This window comes from Massilia sp. IC2-278 (genome assembly GCF_020708045.1).
GTDB lineage: Bacteria > Pseudomonadota > Gammaproteobacteria > Burkholderiales > Burkholderiaceae_D > Telluria.
In genome coordinates this window covers 17,299-35,325 of record NZ_JAJFES010000020.1, presented here as the reverse complement: position 1 = coordinate 35,325, position 18,027 = coordinate 17,299, and the positions used below count along the sequence as shown (strand labels likewise).

Sequence of the window (18,027 nt, the reverse complement as noted above, 5' to 3'; positions counted from 1 at the left end):
GTCAGCGGCCCGGCTGAATGTCGAGCCGCAATGGCGCATCGTACGTCAATGCACCGTCGCCAACGCCGGCTTGGCCTGATGCACGCTGGCCCCATCCTTCACCAGCAACCACAGCACGCTCGACACCGCCAGGCAGCCGCCGCAAATCAGGAACAGGACACTCTTGTCCGCCGCGTCCTTCAGCACATAACCCACCACCGTGGTCGCCAGCTGCGGCAACACCACCGACAGATTGAACAGCCCCATGAAGTAGCCCATGCGGCGCTTGTCGACCTTTTCGCTCATGATCGCGAACGGCAAACTGACCACCGCCGCCCAGCCGATCCCCACCACCGCCATCAGCACGTACAGCGACGCCGGCGAGCGCGCGAACAGCGCGATGCCGAAGTAGGCCACCGCCATGATGCCGATGCAGGCGGCCTGGGTGCGCACGCGGCCGATGCGCGCGCCGAGCGGCGCCAGCACCAGCGCCGGCAGCACGAAGCCGACCACGTTCATGATCGCGAACGAAATCGCGATCAGGTGCCCCGACTGCGCCGCCGATTCGGCGACCGTGGCGCCAGGCGCGACCACGTGCTGCTGGATAAAGGAGATGATGTAGACGAACATCGCCTGCACGCCGAACCAGCTGAAGGCGTGCGCCGTCCACAGCTTCCACAACTGCGGCCAGTCGGTGGTGGTCGACGTGGCAGCGACGTCTTCCCTGGTCTCGGGCGCCAGCTCGCGCGGCTCCTTGATCAGGAACACCGGCACGATCGAGAACAGCAGCACGATCACCACGCCCACCGAGATCAGCGCGTAGTTGTCGATGTAGGCGCCGATCAAATACGCCGTCACGCCCCAGAAGCCGGAAATGGTCTGCATCCAGGTATAGCCGCGCGTGCGGGCGTCGCCTTCCGGCGTGACGTCGGCGATGATCGAGCGGGTCGGGTTGAAGCTGATGTTGATCGACAAATCCAGCGTCAGCGCCACGATCACGGCGATCACCAGCAGATTGGTCACGCCGAACAGGTCGGCCACCATCTCGATGCGCGGCAGCAGGAATACCGACAGGGCGGCGAGGGTGCCGCCGATCAGGATGAAGGGCCGGCGCCGCCCGCCCCAGAACCAGGTCTTGTCGCTGATGAAGCCGATGATCACCTGGCCCAGGATGCCGGCCAGCGGGCCGGCGGCCCAGACGATGCCGATCTCGTGGATGTCGAGGTGGTACTTGGTACTCAGCAGCCAGCTAAGCGCGGAAATCTGGATGCACAGGGCAAAGCCCATGGCCGTGGCCGGCAAGCTGGTCAATGCGTAGAATGGATTGCTCAGCCGGCGCTGCATGTCGAGCATGGGGTCTCCTTGCTTTGTTATCTATTGTGTTATTTGACTACAAAAGGCCGTCGCAACAGGGCGGACATGCCGATTCTACTATGTCAGTGTTGGATTGACACTCGGAAAACACCATGTTATTTTGCTACAAATTATCCTGCAACCAGCCCGTCCACATGGCCTCCCGGACGGGAACGCTCCCCGCCACCCTCCAGCACCGCGCCTGACCAGCCGGCACGCAGTCATGGCGCGGCGTTTGCCACATACAGAGAGCCCGGCTTCAAGGCCGGGCCGCTTGGGGACATCGATGGACATGCACACCAACGCGCTCAAGAAGCCGCGCCTGTCGTTCTGGCAGCTGTGGAACATGAGCTTCGGCTTCTTCGGCATCCAGTTCGGCTTCGCGCTGCAGAACTCGAACACCAGCCGCATCTTCTCGACCCTGGGCGCGAACCCCGACGACCTGGCGCTGTTCTGGCTCGCCGCGCCGGTGACCGGCCTGCTGGTGCAGCCGGTGATCGGCTACATGAGCGACAACACCTGGCACCCGAAGTGGGGCCGGCGCCGTCCCTTCTTCTTCATCGGCGCCTTCCTAGCGGCGATCGCCCTGTTCCTGATGCCGAATTCCTCGGCGCTGTGGATGGCCGTGGCCGTGCTGTGGATGATGGACGCCGCGATCAACGTGTCGATGGAGCCGTTCCGCGCCTTTGTCGGTGACAAGCTCGACCCGACCCAGCAGACCGCGGGCTACGCGATGCAGACCTTCTTCATCGGCTGCGGCGCGGTGATCGCTTCGCTGCTGCCGGCCATCTTCACCCACTTCGGCGTGTCGAACGTGCCGGTCGACGGCATGATCCCCGACACCGTGCGCTATTCCTTCTACGCCGGCGCGGTAGTGTTCATGGTGGCTGTCAGCTGGACCGTGTTTACCGCCGACGAACTGCCGCCGCCCGATCTGGCCAGCTTCCAGCAGCAGCGCCAGCAGGCGCGCCACATTGGCACGGCGCTGGCCGAGATCGTCGGCGGCTTCGGCAAGATGCCGAAGACCATGGTGCAGCTGGCCTTTGTCCAGTTCTTCACCTGGATCGCGCTGTTCGCGATGTGGATCTACACCGGCAGCGCGATTGCCGACGCCGTGTGGGGCACGCGCGACGCCCAGTCGGCCGCCTTCCAGGAAGCTGGCAACCAGGTCGGCATCATGTTCGCGGTGTACAGCGGCGTGTCGGCGCTGGCCGCCTTCATTTTGCCGGTGTTCGCCCGCGCCACCAGCCGCAAGATCGTGCACTTCGTGTGCCTGGCCATCGGCGGCCTGAGCCTGGCGAGCATTGCGCTGATCGATACCAAGGACATGCTGATGCTGCCGATGGTGGGTGTCGGTATCGCCTGGGCCTCGATTTTGACGATGCCGTATGCGATCCTGGCGGGTTCGCTGCCGGCGGAGCGCATGGGCTACTTCATGGGGCTGTTCAACTTCTTCGTCGTGATTCCGCAGATCGTCAGCGGCCTGCTGCTGGGCTTCGTGACGCGCGAGTTCTTTGGCGGGCATACCGTGCAGACGCTGGTGCTGGGCGGCGTGTGCATGCTGGTGGCGGCGCTGTTGACGCTGGCGGTGACGGATAAAGCGCCGAACCAGGCTTGATCGGGGCCGGAGCGTGTCCCGTAGGGTGGGCACTCCGTGCCCACGCGGTACGGACGTCTCTGGCATACGCTGCGTGGAACGTTCGCTCGCGCGGCTTGTGGCGGCCACGAACTTCGGACTTCGGATGGGTTTCGAGCGAATTCCATCGGCCGCGGGTGCAAGGACGCGCACGTAACCGCGTGGGCACGGAGTGCCCACCCTACGAAGATCGGCACCTCCATGATCCAATCCCTTGCGCCACGATTTCGGCTCCTGTCGTATCGTAACGTTTTATCAACAAAACGTTGATAACCGAATTCATACACAGGAGCCAAGCATGACGATCCAAACCGTGGCGACCACGCCGTTCGCCGGACAGCGTCCGGGCACCTCGGGCCTGCGCAAGAAGGTCACCGAGTTCCAGCAGCCGGGCTACCTCGAGAATTTTGTGGAAGCCATCTTCCTGACCCTGGGCGACCTCACTGGCCAGACCCTGGTGCTGGGCGGCGACGGCCGCTATTTCAACCGCAGCGCCATCCAGACGATTTTGCACATGGCCGCCGCCCACGGCGTGGGCCGCATCCTGGTCGGGCAGGGCGGCATCCTGTCGACGCCGGCCGTCAGCTGCGTGATCCGCAAGCACAATGCCTTCGGCGGCATCGTACTCTCGGCCAGCCACAATCCCGGCGGCCCGGACGGCGACTTCGGCATCAAGTACAACATCGGCAACGGCGGCCCGGCGCCGGAAAAGATCACCGAGGCGGTGTATTCGCAAACCCAGGGCCTGCTCAGCTACCGCATCAGCGACGCGCCGCCCGTCAACCTCGATGAAATCGGCACGACCCAGCTGGAAGGCATGCAGGTCGAAGTGATCGATTCCGTGGCCGACTACGCCGAGCTGATGAAAGGCCTGTTCGACTTCGACGCCATCCGCGCCCTGTTCGCGCGCGGCTTCACGATGCGCTTCGACGGCATGAGCGCCGTCTCCGGCCCGTATGCCAAAGCGATCATCGAAGGCATGCTCGGCGCGCCCGCCGGCACCGTCATCAACGCCGAGCCGCTGGAAGACTTCGGTGGCCACCATCCCGACCCGAACCCGGTCAACGCGGCCGAATTGATCGCCCTGATGAACGGCCCCGACGCGCCGGAATTCGGCGCGGCCTCCGACGGCGACGGCGACCGCAACATGATCGTCGGCCGCGGCATCGCCGTCACGCCATCGGACAGCCTGGCCATCATCGCCGCGAACGCAACGCTGGCGCCGGGCTACGCAGCCGGCATCAAGGGCATCGCACGCTCGATGCCGACATCCACCGCCGCCGACCGCGTGGCCGCAGCGCTCGGCATCGCCTGCTTCGAAACGCCGACCGGCTGGAAGTACTTCGGCAACCTGATGGACGCCGGCATGGTGACCCTGTGCGGCGAAGAGAGCTACGGCACGGGATCGAGCCACGTGCGCGAAAAGGATGGCCTGTGGGCCGTGCTGTTCTGGCTGAACATCGTCGCCGCCAGCGGCAAGACCGTGAACGAACTGGTAAGCGAGCACTGGGCGCGCTTCGGCCGCAATTATTATTCGCGCCACGACTACGAAGCCGTCGATGCCGCCGCTGCCGACGCCATGATGAACGCGCTGCGCGACAAGCTGCCGGCGCTGGAAGGACAAGCCTTGGGCGACTACCGCGTCTCCGTCGCCGACGACTTCGTCTACACCGACCCGGTCGACCATTCGGTGGCGACGAAACAGGGCGTGCGTATCATCATGGACGACGGCTCGCGCATCGTGTTCCGCCTGTCCGGCACCGGCACCGAAGGCGCCACCGTCCGCGTCTACCTCGAACGCTACGAGGCCGACCCAAGCCGGCACGACCTGGAAACCCAGGACGCCTTGTCCAACCTGATCGCGATTGCCGACGATGTTTCCGGACTGCGCCAGCGCACCGGCCGCCAGCAGCCGAGCGTGATCACCTGATCCAACCCACCACAGGAACCCCTGCATGAAACTACCCGCACTTGCCGCTTCGTTGTTGATCGCCTTTGCACCGCAAGCCCAGGCCCAGGCCCAGACCGGCATCGCCGCACCCTGGTCGGCGCCGGCCAAGCCTTTCGTCTGGGAGAACGCGACCGTCTACTTCCTGCTGACGGACCGCTTCAACAACGGCAACCCGGCCAACGACCTGGCCTACGGACGCAAGAAGGATGCGGCAGTGCTGCGCGGTTACATGGGGGGCGACCTGGCCGGCATCACGGCCAAGATCAAGGAGGGCTACTTCACCGACCTCGGCGTGACCGCGATCTGGATCACGCCGCCGGTCGAGCAGATCCACGGCGCCACCGACGAGGGCACTGGTAAAAGCTATGGCTTCCACGGCTACTGGGCGCGCGACTTCACGGCGGTGGACGCGAATCTCGGCACCGAGGACGACGTGCGCACCCTGGTCGATACCGCCCACGCCGCGGGCATCCGCGTGCTGCTCGACGTGGTGCTGAACCACACCGGCCCGGTGACCGCGCTTGACCCGGTGTGGCCGGCCGACTGGGTGCGCACCGGCCCGACCTGCACCTACAAGGATGCGCGCACGACCATGGATTGCACGCTGGTGAAGAACCTGCCCGACATCCTCACCGGCAGCGACAAGGCAGTAAGCCTGCCGCCGCAACTGGCGGAGAAGTGGAAGAAGGAAGGGCGCTACGAGCGCGAGGTGAAGGAGCTGGACGACTTCTTCAAGCGCACCGGCTACCCGCGCGCGCCGCGCTACTACCTGATGAAATGGCACGCCGACTGGGTGCGCAAGTACGGTTTCGACGGCTTCCGCGCCGACACCGTGAAGCACACCGAGCCGGGCCTGTGGAAGGAACTCAAGACCGTATCGAGCGCGGCCTTCGAGGACTGGAAGCGCGCCAACCCGAGCAAGAAGCTGGACGACACGCCGTTCTACATGACGGCCGAGGTGTACGGCTACGCGCTGCAGCATGGCCATGCCTACGACCTGGGCGGCATGACGGCCGACTACCCGGCCCAGGGCTTCGACAGCCTGATCAACTTCGCGATGAAGTCCGACGCCAAGGAAAGCTACGAAAAGCTGTTCAGCGCCTATTCGCAGGCGCTGCAGGGCCCGATGAAGGATTCCTCGGTGCTGAACTATCTGAGTTCGCACGACGACGGCGACCCGTACGACGCGATGCGCGAGCGTCCCTACGAGAGCGCCAACAAGCTGCTGCTGGCGCCGGGCGCCGCCCAGATCTACTACGGCGACGAAACCGCGCGCCTGCTGAAGGTGGAGGGCGCCGAGGGCGACGCCACGCTGCGCTCGTTCATGAACTGGGAAGAACTGGCCTCGAACGCCCAGCGCGGCCTGAACCGCGTGCGCGACGTGCGCGAGCACTGGGCGAGATTGGGCCGCTTCCGCCAGGCGCACCCAAGCGTAGGCGCCGGCGTGCACCAGATGATCCAGCACTACCCCTACGTTTTCAAGCGTACGTATGAAACGAAGGAGGTGACCGACCGCGTGGTGGTGGCGCTCGGCCTGCCTGTCGATAAACCGACCGCCGTGCCGGTGACCGGCGTCTTCATGGATGGCCAGACCGTGCGCGACTGGTACTCGGGCAAGACCGCCATCGTCAAGGGCGGCAAGGTGCAGTTCGATGCGCGCAATCCGGTGGTGCTGATCGGTTTGAACTGACGCGCTCCCGCGTCATCAATCCGTCACGCCGGCGTCACGGCTTAGTCATTTTGCAAGGTTAATGTTCGGTCACCTCAACCGTTCCTTGACCTTGCTCGATGAAACCGACCCTGTCGTCCTCCCGCACCACCTCCCTGCATCCGACCCGCCTTGCCTTTGCCGTGGCCGCCCTGTGCGCCTCGCTGGCCCACGCAGCGCCTGCCGAAAATACCCCGGCCGAAGACACCCCGGCCGCCGCCGAAGCGCCTGCCGTGCAGGACACCACGCCACCCGGCGCCCTGGCCACGGTCGAGATCTCGACCCGCAAGACGCGCTCCACGGTGGCCATGTCGGGCACCGAGATCCAGAAGGTGATGCCGGGCGTGAACCCGCTGAAGGCCTTGCAGGCGCTGCCCGGCGTGAGCTTCCAGACCGCCGACCCCTGGGGCAACAACGAACAGAACCTGTCGCTGTTCGTGCACGGCTTCAATGGCCAGCAACTGGGCTACACGATGGACGGCGTGCCGCTCGGCGACCAGCAGTACGGCAACTACAACGGCCTGGCGCCGCAGCGCGCCGTCACCAGCGAGAACGTGCGCAGCGTGGTGCTGTCCACCGGCGCCGGCGACCTCGGCACGCCCTCGACCAGCAACCTGGGCGGCACCATCGAAACCTATTCCAGCGACCCGCTCGATCGCCGCAACATCAATTTGCAGCAGACCCTGGGCAGCCACAAGGCCAGCCGCAGCTTCGTGCGCTTCGATTCCGGCGACATCGGCGGCGGCAACAGCTTCTATCTCTCGGGCCTGCACCACGAAGCCAAGGCCTGGGACTTCAACGGCAAGCAGAGCAACGACCAGTTCAATGCCAAGTTCGTGCACCAGGGAGAAAGCGGCAAGCTGACCGTGTTTGCCGACTGGTCCGACAAGACCGAGCCGAACGAGGACTCGACCCTGCACCAGGCCGGCCTGGCGGCGCCCTACACGCGCCCCTTCCTGTACCCCGACTTCGCCGCCGCGCTGGCCTACCTGGACGCGAACGGCGCGCCACCGGCAGCCGTCGGCGCCAACTTCCGCAACTACTACAGCGACGCCCAGCGCACCGACAAGCTGGCCTACGTGAAGCACGAAGCCTACCTGGGCCAGGATGCCACCTGGACCAACCAGTACTACTACCACCGCAACGACGGCGCCGGCGTGGTGGCCGGCCCGATCAACCAGGCCGGCCTGCCGGCGCTGTTCCGCGCCTATTACCCGAACCAGGACCTGAAGTCCGTGTTCGGCAATTCTGGCTACGCCACCCGCACCACCGAGTACAGGATCAACCGCCAGGGCCTGACCTCGACCCTGCGCTGGGACCTGGGTGAGCACCGCATCCAGACCGGCCTCTGGTTCGAGCACAACAAGTCGAGCGCCTACCGCCGCTGGTATCCGCTCGACGTGAACAATCCCAGCACGCCTTACCAGCGCCCGGCTAACCCTTTGATCACCCAGTACGGCAGCGAGATCGACAACAAGGTGGTGCAGTTCCACCTGCAGGACGAATGGAAGCTGCGCCCGGACGTCACCGTGCAGGGCGGCTTCAAGTCCAGCCTGCAGTTCGCGGAAGGCCTGTTCCCGGTGCAGCAGCTGGCGGCCACCCTCAGCGGCGGCTCGCGCGGTCTGCCGGAAGGGAAGATCACCACCAAAAAATGGTTCCTGCCGCAAATCGGCGCGCGCTGGGACATCTCCAGTACCGACCAGGCCTTCGCCAACGTGCAGAAGAACATGCGCCAGTTCGTGACCTACGGCGGCGGCGGCAATTCGCCGTGGAGCCTGTCGTCGCAGGCCGCCTTCGACTACTTCAAGGACACGGCGAAACCGGAAACCGCGCTCACCTACGAGCTGGGCCTGCGCACCTCGCGCCAGCTGAATGCCGGGCCGCTGACCGGTTTCGACGGCCAGGTCAGCCTGTACCACGTGGACTTCAAGGACCGCCAGCTGGCGATCAGCTCGAACCCGATCATCACCTCGTTCGCCGGCGGCACCACCATCCTGTCGAACGTCGGCGACGTGAAGACGGACGGCGTCGACCTCGGCGCCACCTTCCACTTCGGCCGCGCCTTCAGCTTCTACGACGCGGTGTCGTACAACCGCTCGAAGTACCAGGACAGCTACTTGTCCGGCACCACCGTGGTCCCGACCGCGGGCAAGACCGTGCCGAACACGCCGGAGTGGATGAACAAGTTCATCGCCACCGTCAAGCCGGGCGCCGGCATCGAGATCCAGCTGCAGGGCGACTACGTCGGCCGCCGCTACGCCACCTACACCAACGACCTGGACGTGGCCAGCTACTTCCTGCTCGGCCTGAACGTCTCGGGCAAGGTGCCGTTCGAGACCGGCTTCCTGAAGAACATGCGCTGGAGCGTGAACGTCACCAACCTGGCCGACCGCAAGGGCGTGCTGCAGCCGAACGTGGGCCAGGCCAGCGGCAGCTACGCCACCTACCCGATCCCGCCGCGCATGGGCTTCATCACCCTGAAGGCGGATATCTGATGGCGCGGATCGTTGCCGCCAGCCCGGCGCGGCGCTTGCTGCTGGGCGGCCTGGGCGGCGCGCTGGCGCTGGCGGCGCTGCCGGCGCTGGCGCGGTCCGCTTCACAGTCCGCTTCACAATCCGCATCGCCGCTGCCCGCGGCGCGCCGCGATGCGAAAGCGGCGCCGCTGCTGTACGCCCACCGCGGCGCCAGCGCCGTGTTCCCTGAGCACACGCTGGCCGCCTATGCGCGCGCGATCCTGGACGGCGCCGACTTCGTCGAGCCGGACCTGGTCTGCACGAAAGACGGCGTGCTGGTCGCGCGCCACGAGAACGCCATCACCGATACCACCGACGTCGCCAGCCGCCCCGAGTTCGCGGGCCGCAAGACGCGCAAGAGCATCGACGGCCAGGCGCACGAGGGCTGGTTCGTGTCCGACTTCACGCTGGCCGAACTGAAGACCCTGCGCGCGGTGGAGCGCCTGCCGGCGATGCGCGGGACCGGTGGCGACGGCCGCTTCCAGATACTGAGCCTGGAGGAGATCGTCGACTTCGTGGCGGCCGAGTCGGCCGCGCGCGGGCGCAGCATCGGCCTGATCCCGGAACTGAAGCACTCCACCTGGTTCGGCGCCGCCGGCCTGGCGCTGGAAGACCGCCTGGTCTCGACCCTGAATGCGCACGCCTACACGCGGCGTGCGCCGGTCGTCGTGCAATCGTTCGAGACAGCCAACCTGAAGGCGCTGAGGAAGGTAATCGGTGGCTCGTCGAACCTGCGCCTGGCCCAGCTGGCGGTGGCGGGCGGGCGCCTGGACGCGCTCAAGCCGGCCGACGTGGCGCTGGCCGGCGGCAGCCTGACCTATGGCGAGATGCTGTCGGCACGCGGCCTGCGCGAGGTGGCGCGGTATGCCGACGTGGTGGCGCCGATGCACCGCGCGGTGATTCCGCTCGCGGCCGACGAACGCCTCGGCCAGCCATCGCCGCTGGTGGCGGATGCGCACCGCGCCGGGCTGGACGTGGTGGCCTGGACCTTCCGTCCGGAGAATGCCTTCCTGGCGGCCGATTTCCGCAACGATGCGGGACCGAATGCGCGCAATGAGGCAGGATCGATTGCGGAGATGCAGCGCTATCTCGAGACCGGCATCGACGGCCTGTTCTCGGACGACGTGGCGCTGGCGCGCAAGGCGATCGGGTAGGGGGACGGCTGCACCCGGGTGGGCGGGCCCCCGAGGCTTTGATGCCGTCCACCCTACGCATTCCAGCTATTCAAGGCGTCTGCAAGGCCTCGACCAGCACCCGTCCTTCGCTTGCCGCCGGCGGACGCAGCCGCAGCACGTTCGCCAGCGTCGGCGCGATGTCCACCGTTTCCGCATACTGCCCGTAGTAGCCCGGCTTGATCCACTTGCGCCCGCTGAGCAGCAGCGGCACGTTGGTGTCGTAGGCATAGGGCGAGCCGTGCGAGGTGCCACTGCTGCCGCTGCTGAAGTACCAGTTCGGCCGGGTCACCACCACCAGGTCGCCCGACAGTTCGCGGTGCCAGGCGCGGCGCATCAGTACGCCCATGCGCGTGGTGCCGGTGGCGTTCGCCTCGAACTGGCTGCGTGTGAACACCTCGGCCACGCCTTCCTGCGCACGCAGGAAGGCCGCCGCCGTGTTCTCGACCTCGCCGCGCGCCACGCCCAGCTTGTCGATGGCGGCGTAGTCGAGGTGGAAGTTCGGCGCCGACTGCGCGATCGCGAGCTTCTCGTGGCCATATTTCGCCGCCAGCGCCACGTTCAGCGCCGCCACCAGCGCACCCGCGTTCACGCGGCCGGCGTCGCCCTTCGCCGCCTTGACGAATTCCGGCGTGTTCGGGAAACCGTGGTCGGCGGTGAGCACCACCAGCACGTTGCCGGCGCCGAGCTTGCGGTCGAGGTAAGTGAAGAAATCGGCCAGCATGCGGTCGAGGTGCTGCAGGTGGTCGTGCGACATCTTGCTTTCGGGGCCGTAGGCATGGTTGACGTAGTCGTGCGCGGACAGGCTTACGCCGAGCAGGTCGGTGACGCCGCTCGTGCCGCCCAGACGCTCGCCCTCGACCGCCGCGCGTGCGAATTCCAGGGTCAGCTCGTCGAGGAAGGGGCTGGTCTTCAGGCGGTTGAAGTAGTCGGCGTCGATGTTGCCGCTGTCGCTGTAGAAGGAAAAGGGAAAGCGGTTCGGCGAGGCCGGCGTGGCCGGGAACAGCTCGTCCGGCGCATCGCCCGCGTAGGCCGCATCGGCCAGCAGCGGCTTCCAGGTCTTGCCGTAGTAGCGGTCCTGCGGGCGGGCGGCCTGGTATTGCTGCACCCATTGCGGATGCGCCGCCATGTACCAGGTGCTCGAGGCGAAGTTGCCGGTCTTGTCCATGTACATGTAGGCGGTGCCGGTCTTCCCGGCCAGCAGGATGGCGCCGCGGTCCTTGCCCGAGACGGCAATCACCTTGGCCCGGTTGCCGCTGGCATAGCGCAGCTGGTCGCCCAGGGTGTCCACGCGCAGGCGTGCGGGCGAGGTGCCGTCGTTCGGCTTGGTTTCTTCGCCGATGTAGGTATGAGCGGCGTCGTCGGTGCAGTAGACCGAGGTCTTCGAGACCGGGTCGATCCAGTTGTTGCCGATGATGCCATGCTGGTAGGGGTAGGCGCCGGACAGGATGGCGGCATGGCCGACCGCCGTCACGGTAACGCCGTGGGCCTGGTGCGCATTGGCGAACACCGCGCCATCGTCCATCAGGCGGCGCAAGCCGCCCTGACCGAACTGGCCGCGGTAGCGCTGCAGCTGCTCGGCCGGCAAACCGTCGACGGCCAGCACCAGCACCAGTTTCGGCGCGGAAGGGGCGGGCGCGGCGTGGACGGCAGTCACGGCGAAGACGGAAAAGGCCAGCACGCGTCTGGCAAGGGAGGGCAGGGTGGACATAAGGTGCAGGCCGAAAAAGTGGACGATCGGTCATCGTAATGACGGCATGTGACGGCACCATGACAGGCCCGGCACGGTTGAGCAGCGAAACACATGCATCGCCAATCTCGACTAGACTTTGCGCATTCGACCACATGAGGACCGCCATGAAGCCTGCCTTCGCCCATCGCATTGCCTACTTTGCCTGCACCGCCGCGCTGTCCCTGTCCGCCGCCGGCGCCCATGCGGCCGCGCCTGCTGATGAACCGGCCTACGGCCCCGAGCTCGAAGGCTTCGACTACCCGGCGCCGGTCAAGCAGTTCAACTTCACCTCGCAGGGCGTGAAGCTGCACATGGCCTACATGGACATCGCGGCGCAAGGCAAGGCCAACGGCCGCACGGTGGTCCTCATGCACGGCAAGAACTTCTGCGGCGCCACCTGGAAGGCGAGCATGGATGCGCTCAGCGGCGCCGGCTACCGCGTGGTGGTGCCGGACCAGGTGGGCTTCTGCAAGTCGAGCAAGCCCCAGCATTACCAGTACACCTTCCAGCAACTGGCCGAGAACACGCGCGCGCTGCTGGAATCGATCGGCGTGAAGAACGCCACCATCCTCGGCCACTCCACCGGCGGCATGCTGGCCACGCGCTATGGCCTGATGTTCCCGCAGCTGACCGAGCAGCTGGTACTGGTCAATCCGATCGGGCTGGAAGACTGGAAGGCGCTGGGCGTGCCCTCGCTCGGCGTCGATAAATGGTACGGGCGCGAGCTGCAGACCACGGCCGAGAAGATCCGCAACTACGAAAAATCGACCTATTACGTGAACACCTGGAAGCCGGAATACGAACCCTGGGTGCAGATGCTGGCCGGGATGTACCGCGGCAAGGGCAAGGAGATCGTGGCCTGGAATTCGGCCCTGCTGTACGACATGATCTATACCCAGCCGGTGGTCTACGAATTCCCGTTGCTGAAGATGCCGACCCTGCTGCTGATCGGCCTGAAGGACACCACCGCCATCGGCAAGGACGCGGCGCCCGAAGCCCTGCGGCCGAAGCTGGGCAATTACCCGGAGCTGGCGCAGAAGACGGTCAAGGCGATTCCGAAGGCGACCCTGGTCACCTTCCCGGAGATGGGCCACGCGCCGCAGATGCAGGACCCGAAGGCCTTCCACGAAGCGCTGCTCAAGGGCCTGGCTGCGCCGAAGTAAAGGGTAAGATAAGCTGAAGGCAGGGGCGGCGGCTTGCTGTATCATGTCGCCCCCGCCCACGAAAGCCGCACATGCTCATCATCACCATCAAACAGGGCAAGGAAAAGTCCATCCTTGCCGGCGACCCCTGGATCTACCTGTCCGCCATCGAAAAGGTCGACGGCAGGCCGCAGGAGCGCAACAAGCCGGGCGCCACCGCCGTCGTGCAATCCTCGTCGCGCCAGTTCCTGGCGCGCGCCGCCTACAACGCCAAATCGCAGATCGCCGCGCGCGTCTGGACCCTGCGCGAGGATGAGCCGATCGACCACGCGCTGATCAAGCGCCGCGTGCAGGCAGCCGTCGAGCGCCGCCTGACGGCCTGGCGCACGGCCGATCCGCAAGCACTGGTGCTGCTGGCCGATGGCGACAAGGACGGCTTGCCGGGCCTGCTGGTGCACGGCTATGGCGGCGCGGAGGGTTACCTGGTGTGCCAGTTCAACTCTGGCGCCGCCGATCTGTGGCGGGTGGCGATCGTGCAGGCCCTGGTCAAGGCTACCGGCTGCGGCAACGTGTTCGAGCGCAGCGACGAGCTGCTGCGCAAGGGCGAGGGCCTGCCCGTGGTGTGGCGCGCGCTGGCCGGCGAGGAACCGCCGCAGCGCCTGATGGTGCGCGAGGGGAAGGGGCTGGTGCCGATGGATATCCGGACCGGATTCATCTATCCGCGTTGAGCCGGAGGCAACCGACTGGCCATGTCCAGTCAGGGTTGCCAGTTGCAAGAAATTCAATCCTCATGCTAGCGTACGGTCCTCATCCATTGGAGGTCCCATGATCCGTCGCACCGCCTTGTTGTCCGCCCTGATGCTTTCCCTGCTGCTGTCCGCCTGCAGCAAGGACAAGGACGACACCGCCGCCGAGGATGCCCAGGCACAGGCCGAAGCCACGGCGGAGGGCAAGAGCGCGCCGGCCGACGATGCGCCGGCGCCGCCGCCGCCCCGGATACAGTACTGGCCGGTCCTCGGCCCGCTGGTGGCCGGCAGCTACAGCGGTTCGTGCATGCGCAAGCCCGACCTGGCCAGGACCGAGGCCACGATTACCGTCGGTGCCGACGGCAAGGCCGCGTCGAACGGTCTTGCGCTCGATTTCGGCGAAGCGCCGAAGGTCTCGCTGATGCGGGTGCGCGACGACAAGGGGGCGTACGGCACGAGCGCGATGTTCGCCATGCGGCCGGAGAAAGACGGGTTCCTGAACGTGTCTTCGCTCGACGGCGGCACGGTGAGCATCGAACGCGAGAACACGGGACTCATGTGCAGCAAGGTCGGCGGCACCGACAAGCTGAACAGCCAGCCGCTGCACCAGGCGCTGGCCGGCCTGATCAACGGGAAGAAGCAGACCGTCGGCTGCCGCGACCTTGCGAACATGATGGTGGTGCGCGATGTCGACGTCGGGATCGACGGCAGCGTGATCCGGATCGGCGACACAGCGTACGACATGAAGCTTGCCGCCACCGAGATGGTGAGCTTCGACGAGGCCGGCGAGAGCATGTCGCTGAGCGTGATCATGGCCGACCAGAGCACGGCCCAGCTCATCTACGATGGCGCCGGAGCGCTGACCCATGTGAGTGCGCGCAACAAGACCGAGGCCACCCACGCCTGCGAGCAGAAGCGTTGACGCGACGGCCGCCGGCGCGGCGGCCAGCAGATACCCATCTGGTAGCAATCAAACAATGCTATCCTGTGCGCCTCCGGAGGTATCCCAGCCGTATATCAGCCGTATACCAGCCGAACCCCGGCTGAATTTCAGCATTCAAGCACGACATGAGCACCGTACCAGACAACGACAAACAATCCAGCCGTGCTTCCTACGCCGATGGTCCGCGCCTGCTGGCCGACATCGGCGCCACCCATGCCCGCTTTGCGCTCGAGACGGCGCCCGGCGTGCTGCGCCAGACCGCGGTCCTGCGCTGCGACGCATTCAGCGGCATCGTGCCGCTGCTGAACGCCTACCTGAACGAGCATGGCGGCGAGCGCATCGCGCACGCGGCCTTTGCCATGGCCAATCCGATCAGCGGCGACCTGGTGCGCATGACGAACCGCGACTGGCAGTTCTCGACCGACGAGGTGCGCCGCACCATGGGCTGGTCGACCCTCCTGATCGTCAACGACTTCACGGCGCTGGCAATGGCGCTGCCGGGGTTGCAGGCCGGCGACGTGCTGCAGGTGGGCGGCGGCAAACCTGCGCCGCATGCGGTGGCGGGCGTACTCGGCGCCGGCACCGGCCTGGGCGTATCCGGCGTGATCCCGACCGCCGACGGTTTCATCACCCTGGGCAGCGAAGGCGGCCACGTGAACTTCGCCCCGGCCGACGAGCGCGAGTTCGCGATCCTGCAGTACGCCTGGCGCGAGTGGCCGCACGTGTCGAACGAGCGCATCCTGTCCGGCCCCGGCATGGAACTGGTGTACCGGGCGCTGGCCGAACGCAACGGCGTGCAGGCCACGGCGCCAGCCCGTACCGCGGCGGAAATCGTCAGCTGCGCACTCGAAGAAAACGATACGCTCTGTCTCGAAGTGCTGGAGTGCTTCGCCGGCATGCTGGGCGGTGCGGCGGCGAACCTGGCCGTGACGCTAGGCGCATTCGGCGGCATCTTCATCGGCGGCGGCATCGTGCCGCGCATCGCGCAGTGGTTCGCCACGTCGCCGTTCCGCGCGCGCTTCGAGGCCAAGGGGCGCTTCACCGACTATCTGGCGCAAATCCCGACCTACGTCATCATGACGCCGAACCCGGCCCTGCGCGGCGTGTCGACGATTTTGTCGGAACACCTGCGCGGGCGCAGCGGTGCCAACACGCTGATGGAGCGTGTGCAGCACCTGCAGCACGAGCTGTCGCCGGCCGAGCAGCGCGTAGCAAGCCTGGTGCTGGAGCATCCACGCAAGGTGCTGTCCGAGCCGATCGCCGAGATCGCGCGCCTGGCGGACGTGAGCCAGCCAACCGTGATCCGCTTCTGCCGCTCGCTCGGCTTCCAGGGCCTGGCCGAATTCAAGCTCAAGTTCGCCGGCAGCCTGACCGGCTCGATCCCGGTGCGCCACAGCCAGGTGCGCATGAGCGACAGCACCCACGATTTGTCGGCCAAGGTGATCGACAACACCGTGTCGGCGATCCTGAAGTTCCGCGACGGGCTGGACGTGCACGCCATCGACCGCGCCATCGAACTGCTGCGCCGCGCCAACAAGGTCGAGTTCTACGCGATGGGTAACGCGCGCGTGGTGGCGCTGGACGGCCAGCACAAGTTCTTCCGCTTCCGCATCCCGACCACGGCGCATGGCGACGCCCATTTGTTCCAGCTGGCGGCCGAACTGCTGCAGCCGGGCGACGTGGTGGTGGCCATTTCCACAGCCGGCCAGGCGCCCGAGCTCTTGAGCGCGGTGGACGCGGCGCGCGCCGCCGGCGCCAGCGTGATCGCCATCACCAGCAGCAAGTCGGCGCTGGCGAAAAAGGCGAATGTCTGCCTGGCGGTCGACCACACCGAGGACAGCACGACCTTCCTGTCGATGATCTCGCGCATTTTGCAGCTGCTCCTCATCGACATCATGGCGGTCGGCATTTCGCTGGGCGACCAGGCCGGCGAGAACGGCGACATCGAGAAGCGCAGGCTGCTCATTTCGCACCTGGATGTTTGATCGGAGAGAAAACATGACGACAGAACGGGAAATGCGTGACCTCTGGACGGCGTACGAAACCTGGCTCGCCGAGCATTGGCCTGAAGGCTTGCACGCCTTGCAGGGGCCGGCGACGGACGCGCAGATCCGTGCCCTGGAAGAACGCCTGAACGTGACGCTTCCCGACGACTATGTCGCCTGCCTGAAGATCCACAATGGACAGGCCGACTGTGGCCCCATGCTGTGTGGCTGGGAGTTCCTGCCCGCGGAGGAAGTAGGCGAGCAATGGGCAATCTGGGCCGAGCTGCTCGATTCGGATACCTTCGAGGGTTTTTCATCGGAACCACAAGCCGGTATCAAGAGCGACTGGTGGAACCGCCGGTGGATTCCGGTCACGCATGATGGCGGCGGCAATCACCTGTGTCTCGATCTCGATCCGGGCGTGGGCGGCAGGTCCGGCCAGGTCATCACCATGTGGCACGACAGTGCGGAGCGGGAGCGGATGGCGGATCGCTTCCTCGGCCTTTTTGCACGGTATGTGCAAGCGGTGCTGGCGGGGCAGTATGTCTACTCCGACGACTATGGCGGCATTGTCGATGTATCGGACGCATGAATGGTGCGCGACTCATGGTACGTGATTCGAATGAAGGCAATGCCGGTATGACGATCAGTCTGCGCGACGTCACCGAAGACAACTTCGAGGCGCTGATGGACATGGAGCTGCCCGAGCACCAGCGCGACCTGCTGCACTCGAATGCCTATTCGATCGCGCAGGCCAGGTTCTACGACGTGTTCGTGCCGCGCGCGATCTACCAGGACGAGCGCCCGGTCGGCTTTGCGCTCTACAATCGCGAGGACGACGGCCGGCCCGGCTGCTACGGCATCTACCGCTTCATGGTCGACTATCCGCTGCAGTCGCAGGGGATCGGGCGGCGCGCGATGGAGCTGCTGATCGCGGAGATCAAGGCCCAGCCCGACGTGGCGCTGATCAACATCTGCTACCACCCACGCAACGAGCGCGCCAGCGCCTTTTATCGCAGCTTCGGCTTCGTGGAGGTCGGGATCGACTGCAACCATGAGATGGTGGCCGAGATCCGCCTGCGCTGAAGCCAGCAGCGTCTGGTTCGGGTAGAAATTGCCGCGCGCCATTGTTGCAATAAAACTAATATGTGATCTGCATGGTCTAGA

At 66.0% G+C, this 18,027-nt stretch carries 13 protein-coding genes; 11 read left to right on the top strand and 2 right to left on the bottom strand.

All coding sequences use genetic code 11. The features are described 5' to 3' along the window. Positions 1-45: 45 nt before the first annotated feature. Positions 46-1,332 (bottom strand): MFS transporter, encoded by a 1,287-nt coding sequence (locus tag LK540_RS23100; RefSeq protein WP_229439749.1) that lies wholly within the window; start codon positions 1,330-1,332, stop codon positions 46-48. Positions 1,333-1,618: 286 nt separating this feature from the next. Here LK540_RS23100 and LK540_RS23095 point away from each other — a divergent pair, with 286 nt between their 5' ends. The 5 genes from LK540_RS23095 (at position 1,619) to LK540_RS23075 (ending at position 10,294) form a co-directional block, all read left to right on the top strand. Beyond that, entirely contained in the window at positions 1,619-2,950 is a 1,332-nt protein-coding gene (locus LK540_RS23095) for an MFS transporter (RefSeq protein WP_229439748.1), read from the top strand. 316 nt (positions 2,951-3,266) lie between these two features. Continuing rightward, a complete protein-coding gene (locus LK540_RS23090) occupies positions 3,267-4,898 on the top strand; it encodes an alpha-D-glucose phosphate-specific phosphoglucomutase (protein ID WP_229439747.1) in 1,632 nt (543 codons plus the stop codon). Positions 4,899-4,923: 25 nt separating this feature from the next. After that, positions 4,924-6,609 (top strand): alpha-amylase family glycosyl hydrolase, encoded by a 1,686-nt coding sequence (locus tag LK540_RS23085; RefSeq protein WP_229439746.1) that lies wholly within the window; start codon positions 4,924-4,926, stop codon positions 6,607-6,609. Between the two features lie 98 nt (positions 6,610-6,707). After that, the gene (locus LK540_RS23080) at positions 6,708-9,122 is read left to right on the top strand and encodes a TonB-dependent receptor (RefSeq protein WP_229439745.1); all 2,415 of its coding nucleotides are present in this window, start codon (positions 6,708-6,710) and stop codon (positions 9,120-9,122) included. Continuing rightward, the gene (locus LK540_RS23075; protein WP_229439744.1) at positions 9,122-10,294 is read left to right on the top strand and encodes a glycerophosphodiester phosphodiesterase; all 1,173 of its coding nucleotides are present in this window, start codon (positions 9,122-9,124) and stop codon (positions 10,292-10,294) included. Before LK540_RS23080 ends, LK540_RS23075 begins: the two co-directional genes overlap by 1 nt. Before the next feature lie 70 nt (positions 10,295-10,364). On the opposite strand, the gene LK540_RS23070 is transcribed toward LK540_RS23075, so the two are convergent. Continuing rightward, the gene (locus LK540_RS23070; RefSeq protein WP_229439743.1) at positions 10,365-12,023 is read right to left on the bottom strand and encodes an alkaline phosphatase family protein; all 1,659 of its coding nucleotides are present in this window, start codon (positions 12,021-12,023) and stop codon (positions 10,365-10,367) included. A 146-nt stretch (positions 12,024-12,169) separates the two neighbouring features. Here LK540_RS23070 and LK540_RS23065 point away from each other — a divergent pair, with 146 nt between their 5' ends. The 6 genes from LK540_RS23065 to LK540_RS23040 all read left to right on the top strand — a co-directional run bounded on the left by LK540_RS23065 (position 12,170) and on the right by LK540_RS23040 (position 17,946). Beyond that, complete coding sequence (locus LK540_RS23065; protein WP_229439742.1) at positions 12,170-13,207, top strand: alpha/beta fold hydrolase; 1,038 nt, start codon at positions 12,170-12,172, stop codon at positions 13,205-13,207. Positions 13,208-13,278: 71 nt separating this feature from the next. Next, complete coding sequence (locus LK540_RS23060) at positions 13,279-13,914, top strand: SAM-dependent methyltransferase (RefSeq protein WP_229439741.1); 636 nt, start codon at positions 13,279-13,281, stop codon at positions 13,912-13,914. A gap of 97 nt (positions 13,915-14,011) precedes the next feature. Then, positions 14,012-14,854 (top strand): hypothetical protein, encoded by an 843-nt coding sequence (locus LK540_RS23055; RefSeq protein ID WP_229439740.1) that lies wholly within the window; start codon positions 14,012-14,014, stop codon positions 14,852-14,854. A 146-nt stretch (positions 14,855-15,000) separates the two neighbouring features. Beyond that, positions 15,001-16,860 carry a glucokinase gene (locus LK540_RS23050; protein WP_229439739.1) on the top strand — a complete coding sequence of 620 codons (1,860 nt, stop codon included), beginning with the start codon at positions 15,001-15,003 and terminating at the stop codon, positions 16,858-16,860. 13 nt (positions 16,861-16,873) lie between these two features. Then, a complete protein-coding gene (locus LK540_RS23045; RefSeq protein ID WP_229439738.1) occupies positions 16,874-17,452 on the top strand; it encodes an SMI1/KNR4 family protein in 579 nt (192 codons plus the stop codon). 47 nt (positions 17,453-17,499) lie between these two features. Next, positions 17,500-17,946, top strand: coding sequence for a GNAT family N-acetyltransferase (locus LK540_RS23040; RefSeq protein ID WP_229439737.1), 447 nt, complete (start codon positions 17,500-17,502; stop codon positions 17,944-17,946). Positions 17,947-18,027: the final 81 nt, after the last annotated feature.

Excerpts from the sequence above, each read along its gene's own strand:
- LK540_RS23080 (WP_229439745.1), top strand. The coding sequence starts at position 6,708 with ATGAAACCGACCCTGTCGTCCTCCCGCACCACCTCCCTGCATCCGACC.
- LK540_RS23055 (WP_229439740.1), top strand. The coding sequence starts at position 14,012 with ATGATCCGTCGCACCGCCTTGTTGTCCGCCCTGATGCTTTCCCTGCTG.
- LK540_RS23100 (WP_229439749.1), bottom strand. The coding sequence starts at position 1,332 with ATGCTCGACATGCAGCGCCGGCTGAGCAATCCATTCTACGCATTGACC.
- LK540_RS23040 (WP_229439737.1), top strand. The coding sequence starts at position 17,500 with ATGACGATCAGTCTGCGCGACGTCACCGAAGACAACTTCGAGGCGCTG.
- LK540_RS23075 (WP_229439744.1), top strand. The coding sequence starts at position 9,122 with ATGGCGCGGATCGTTGCCGCCAGCCCGGCGCGGCGCTTGCTGCTGGGC.
- LK540_RS23050 (WP_229439739.1), top strand. The coding sequence starts at position 15,001 with ATGAGCACCGTACCAGACAACGACAAACAATCCAGCCGTGCTTCCTAC.
- LK540_RS23065 (WP_229439742.1), top strand. The coding sequence starts at position 12,170 with ATGAAGCCTGCCTTCGCCCATCGCATTGCCTACTTTGCCTGCACCGCC.
- LK540_RS23045 (WP_229439738.1), top strand. The coding sequence starts at position 16,874 with ATGACGACAGAACGGGAAATGCGTGACCTCTGGACGGCGTACGAAACC.
- LK540_RS23060 (WP_229439741.1), top strand. The coding sequence starts at position 13,279 with ATGCTCATCATCACCATCAAACAGGGCAAGGAAAAGTCCATCCTTGCC.
- LK540_RS23070 (WP_229439743.1), bottom strand. The coding sequence starts at position 12,023 with ATGTCCACCCTGCCCTCCCTTGCCAGACGCGTGCTGGCCTTTTCCGTC.
- LK540_RS23085 (WP_229439746.1), top strand. The coding sequence starts at position 4,924 with ATGAAACTACCCGCACTTGCCGCTTCGTTGTTGATCGCCTTTGCACCG.
- LK540_RS23090 (WP_229439747.1), top strand. The coding sequence starts at position 3,267 with ATGACGATCCAAACCGTGGCGACCACGCCGTTCGCCGGACAGCGTCCG.
- LK540_RS23095 (WP_229439748.1), top strand. The coding sequence starts at position 1,619 with ATGGACATGCACACCAACGCGCTCAAGAAGCCGCGCCTGTCGTTCTGG.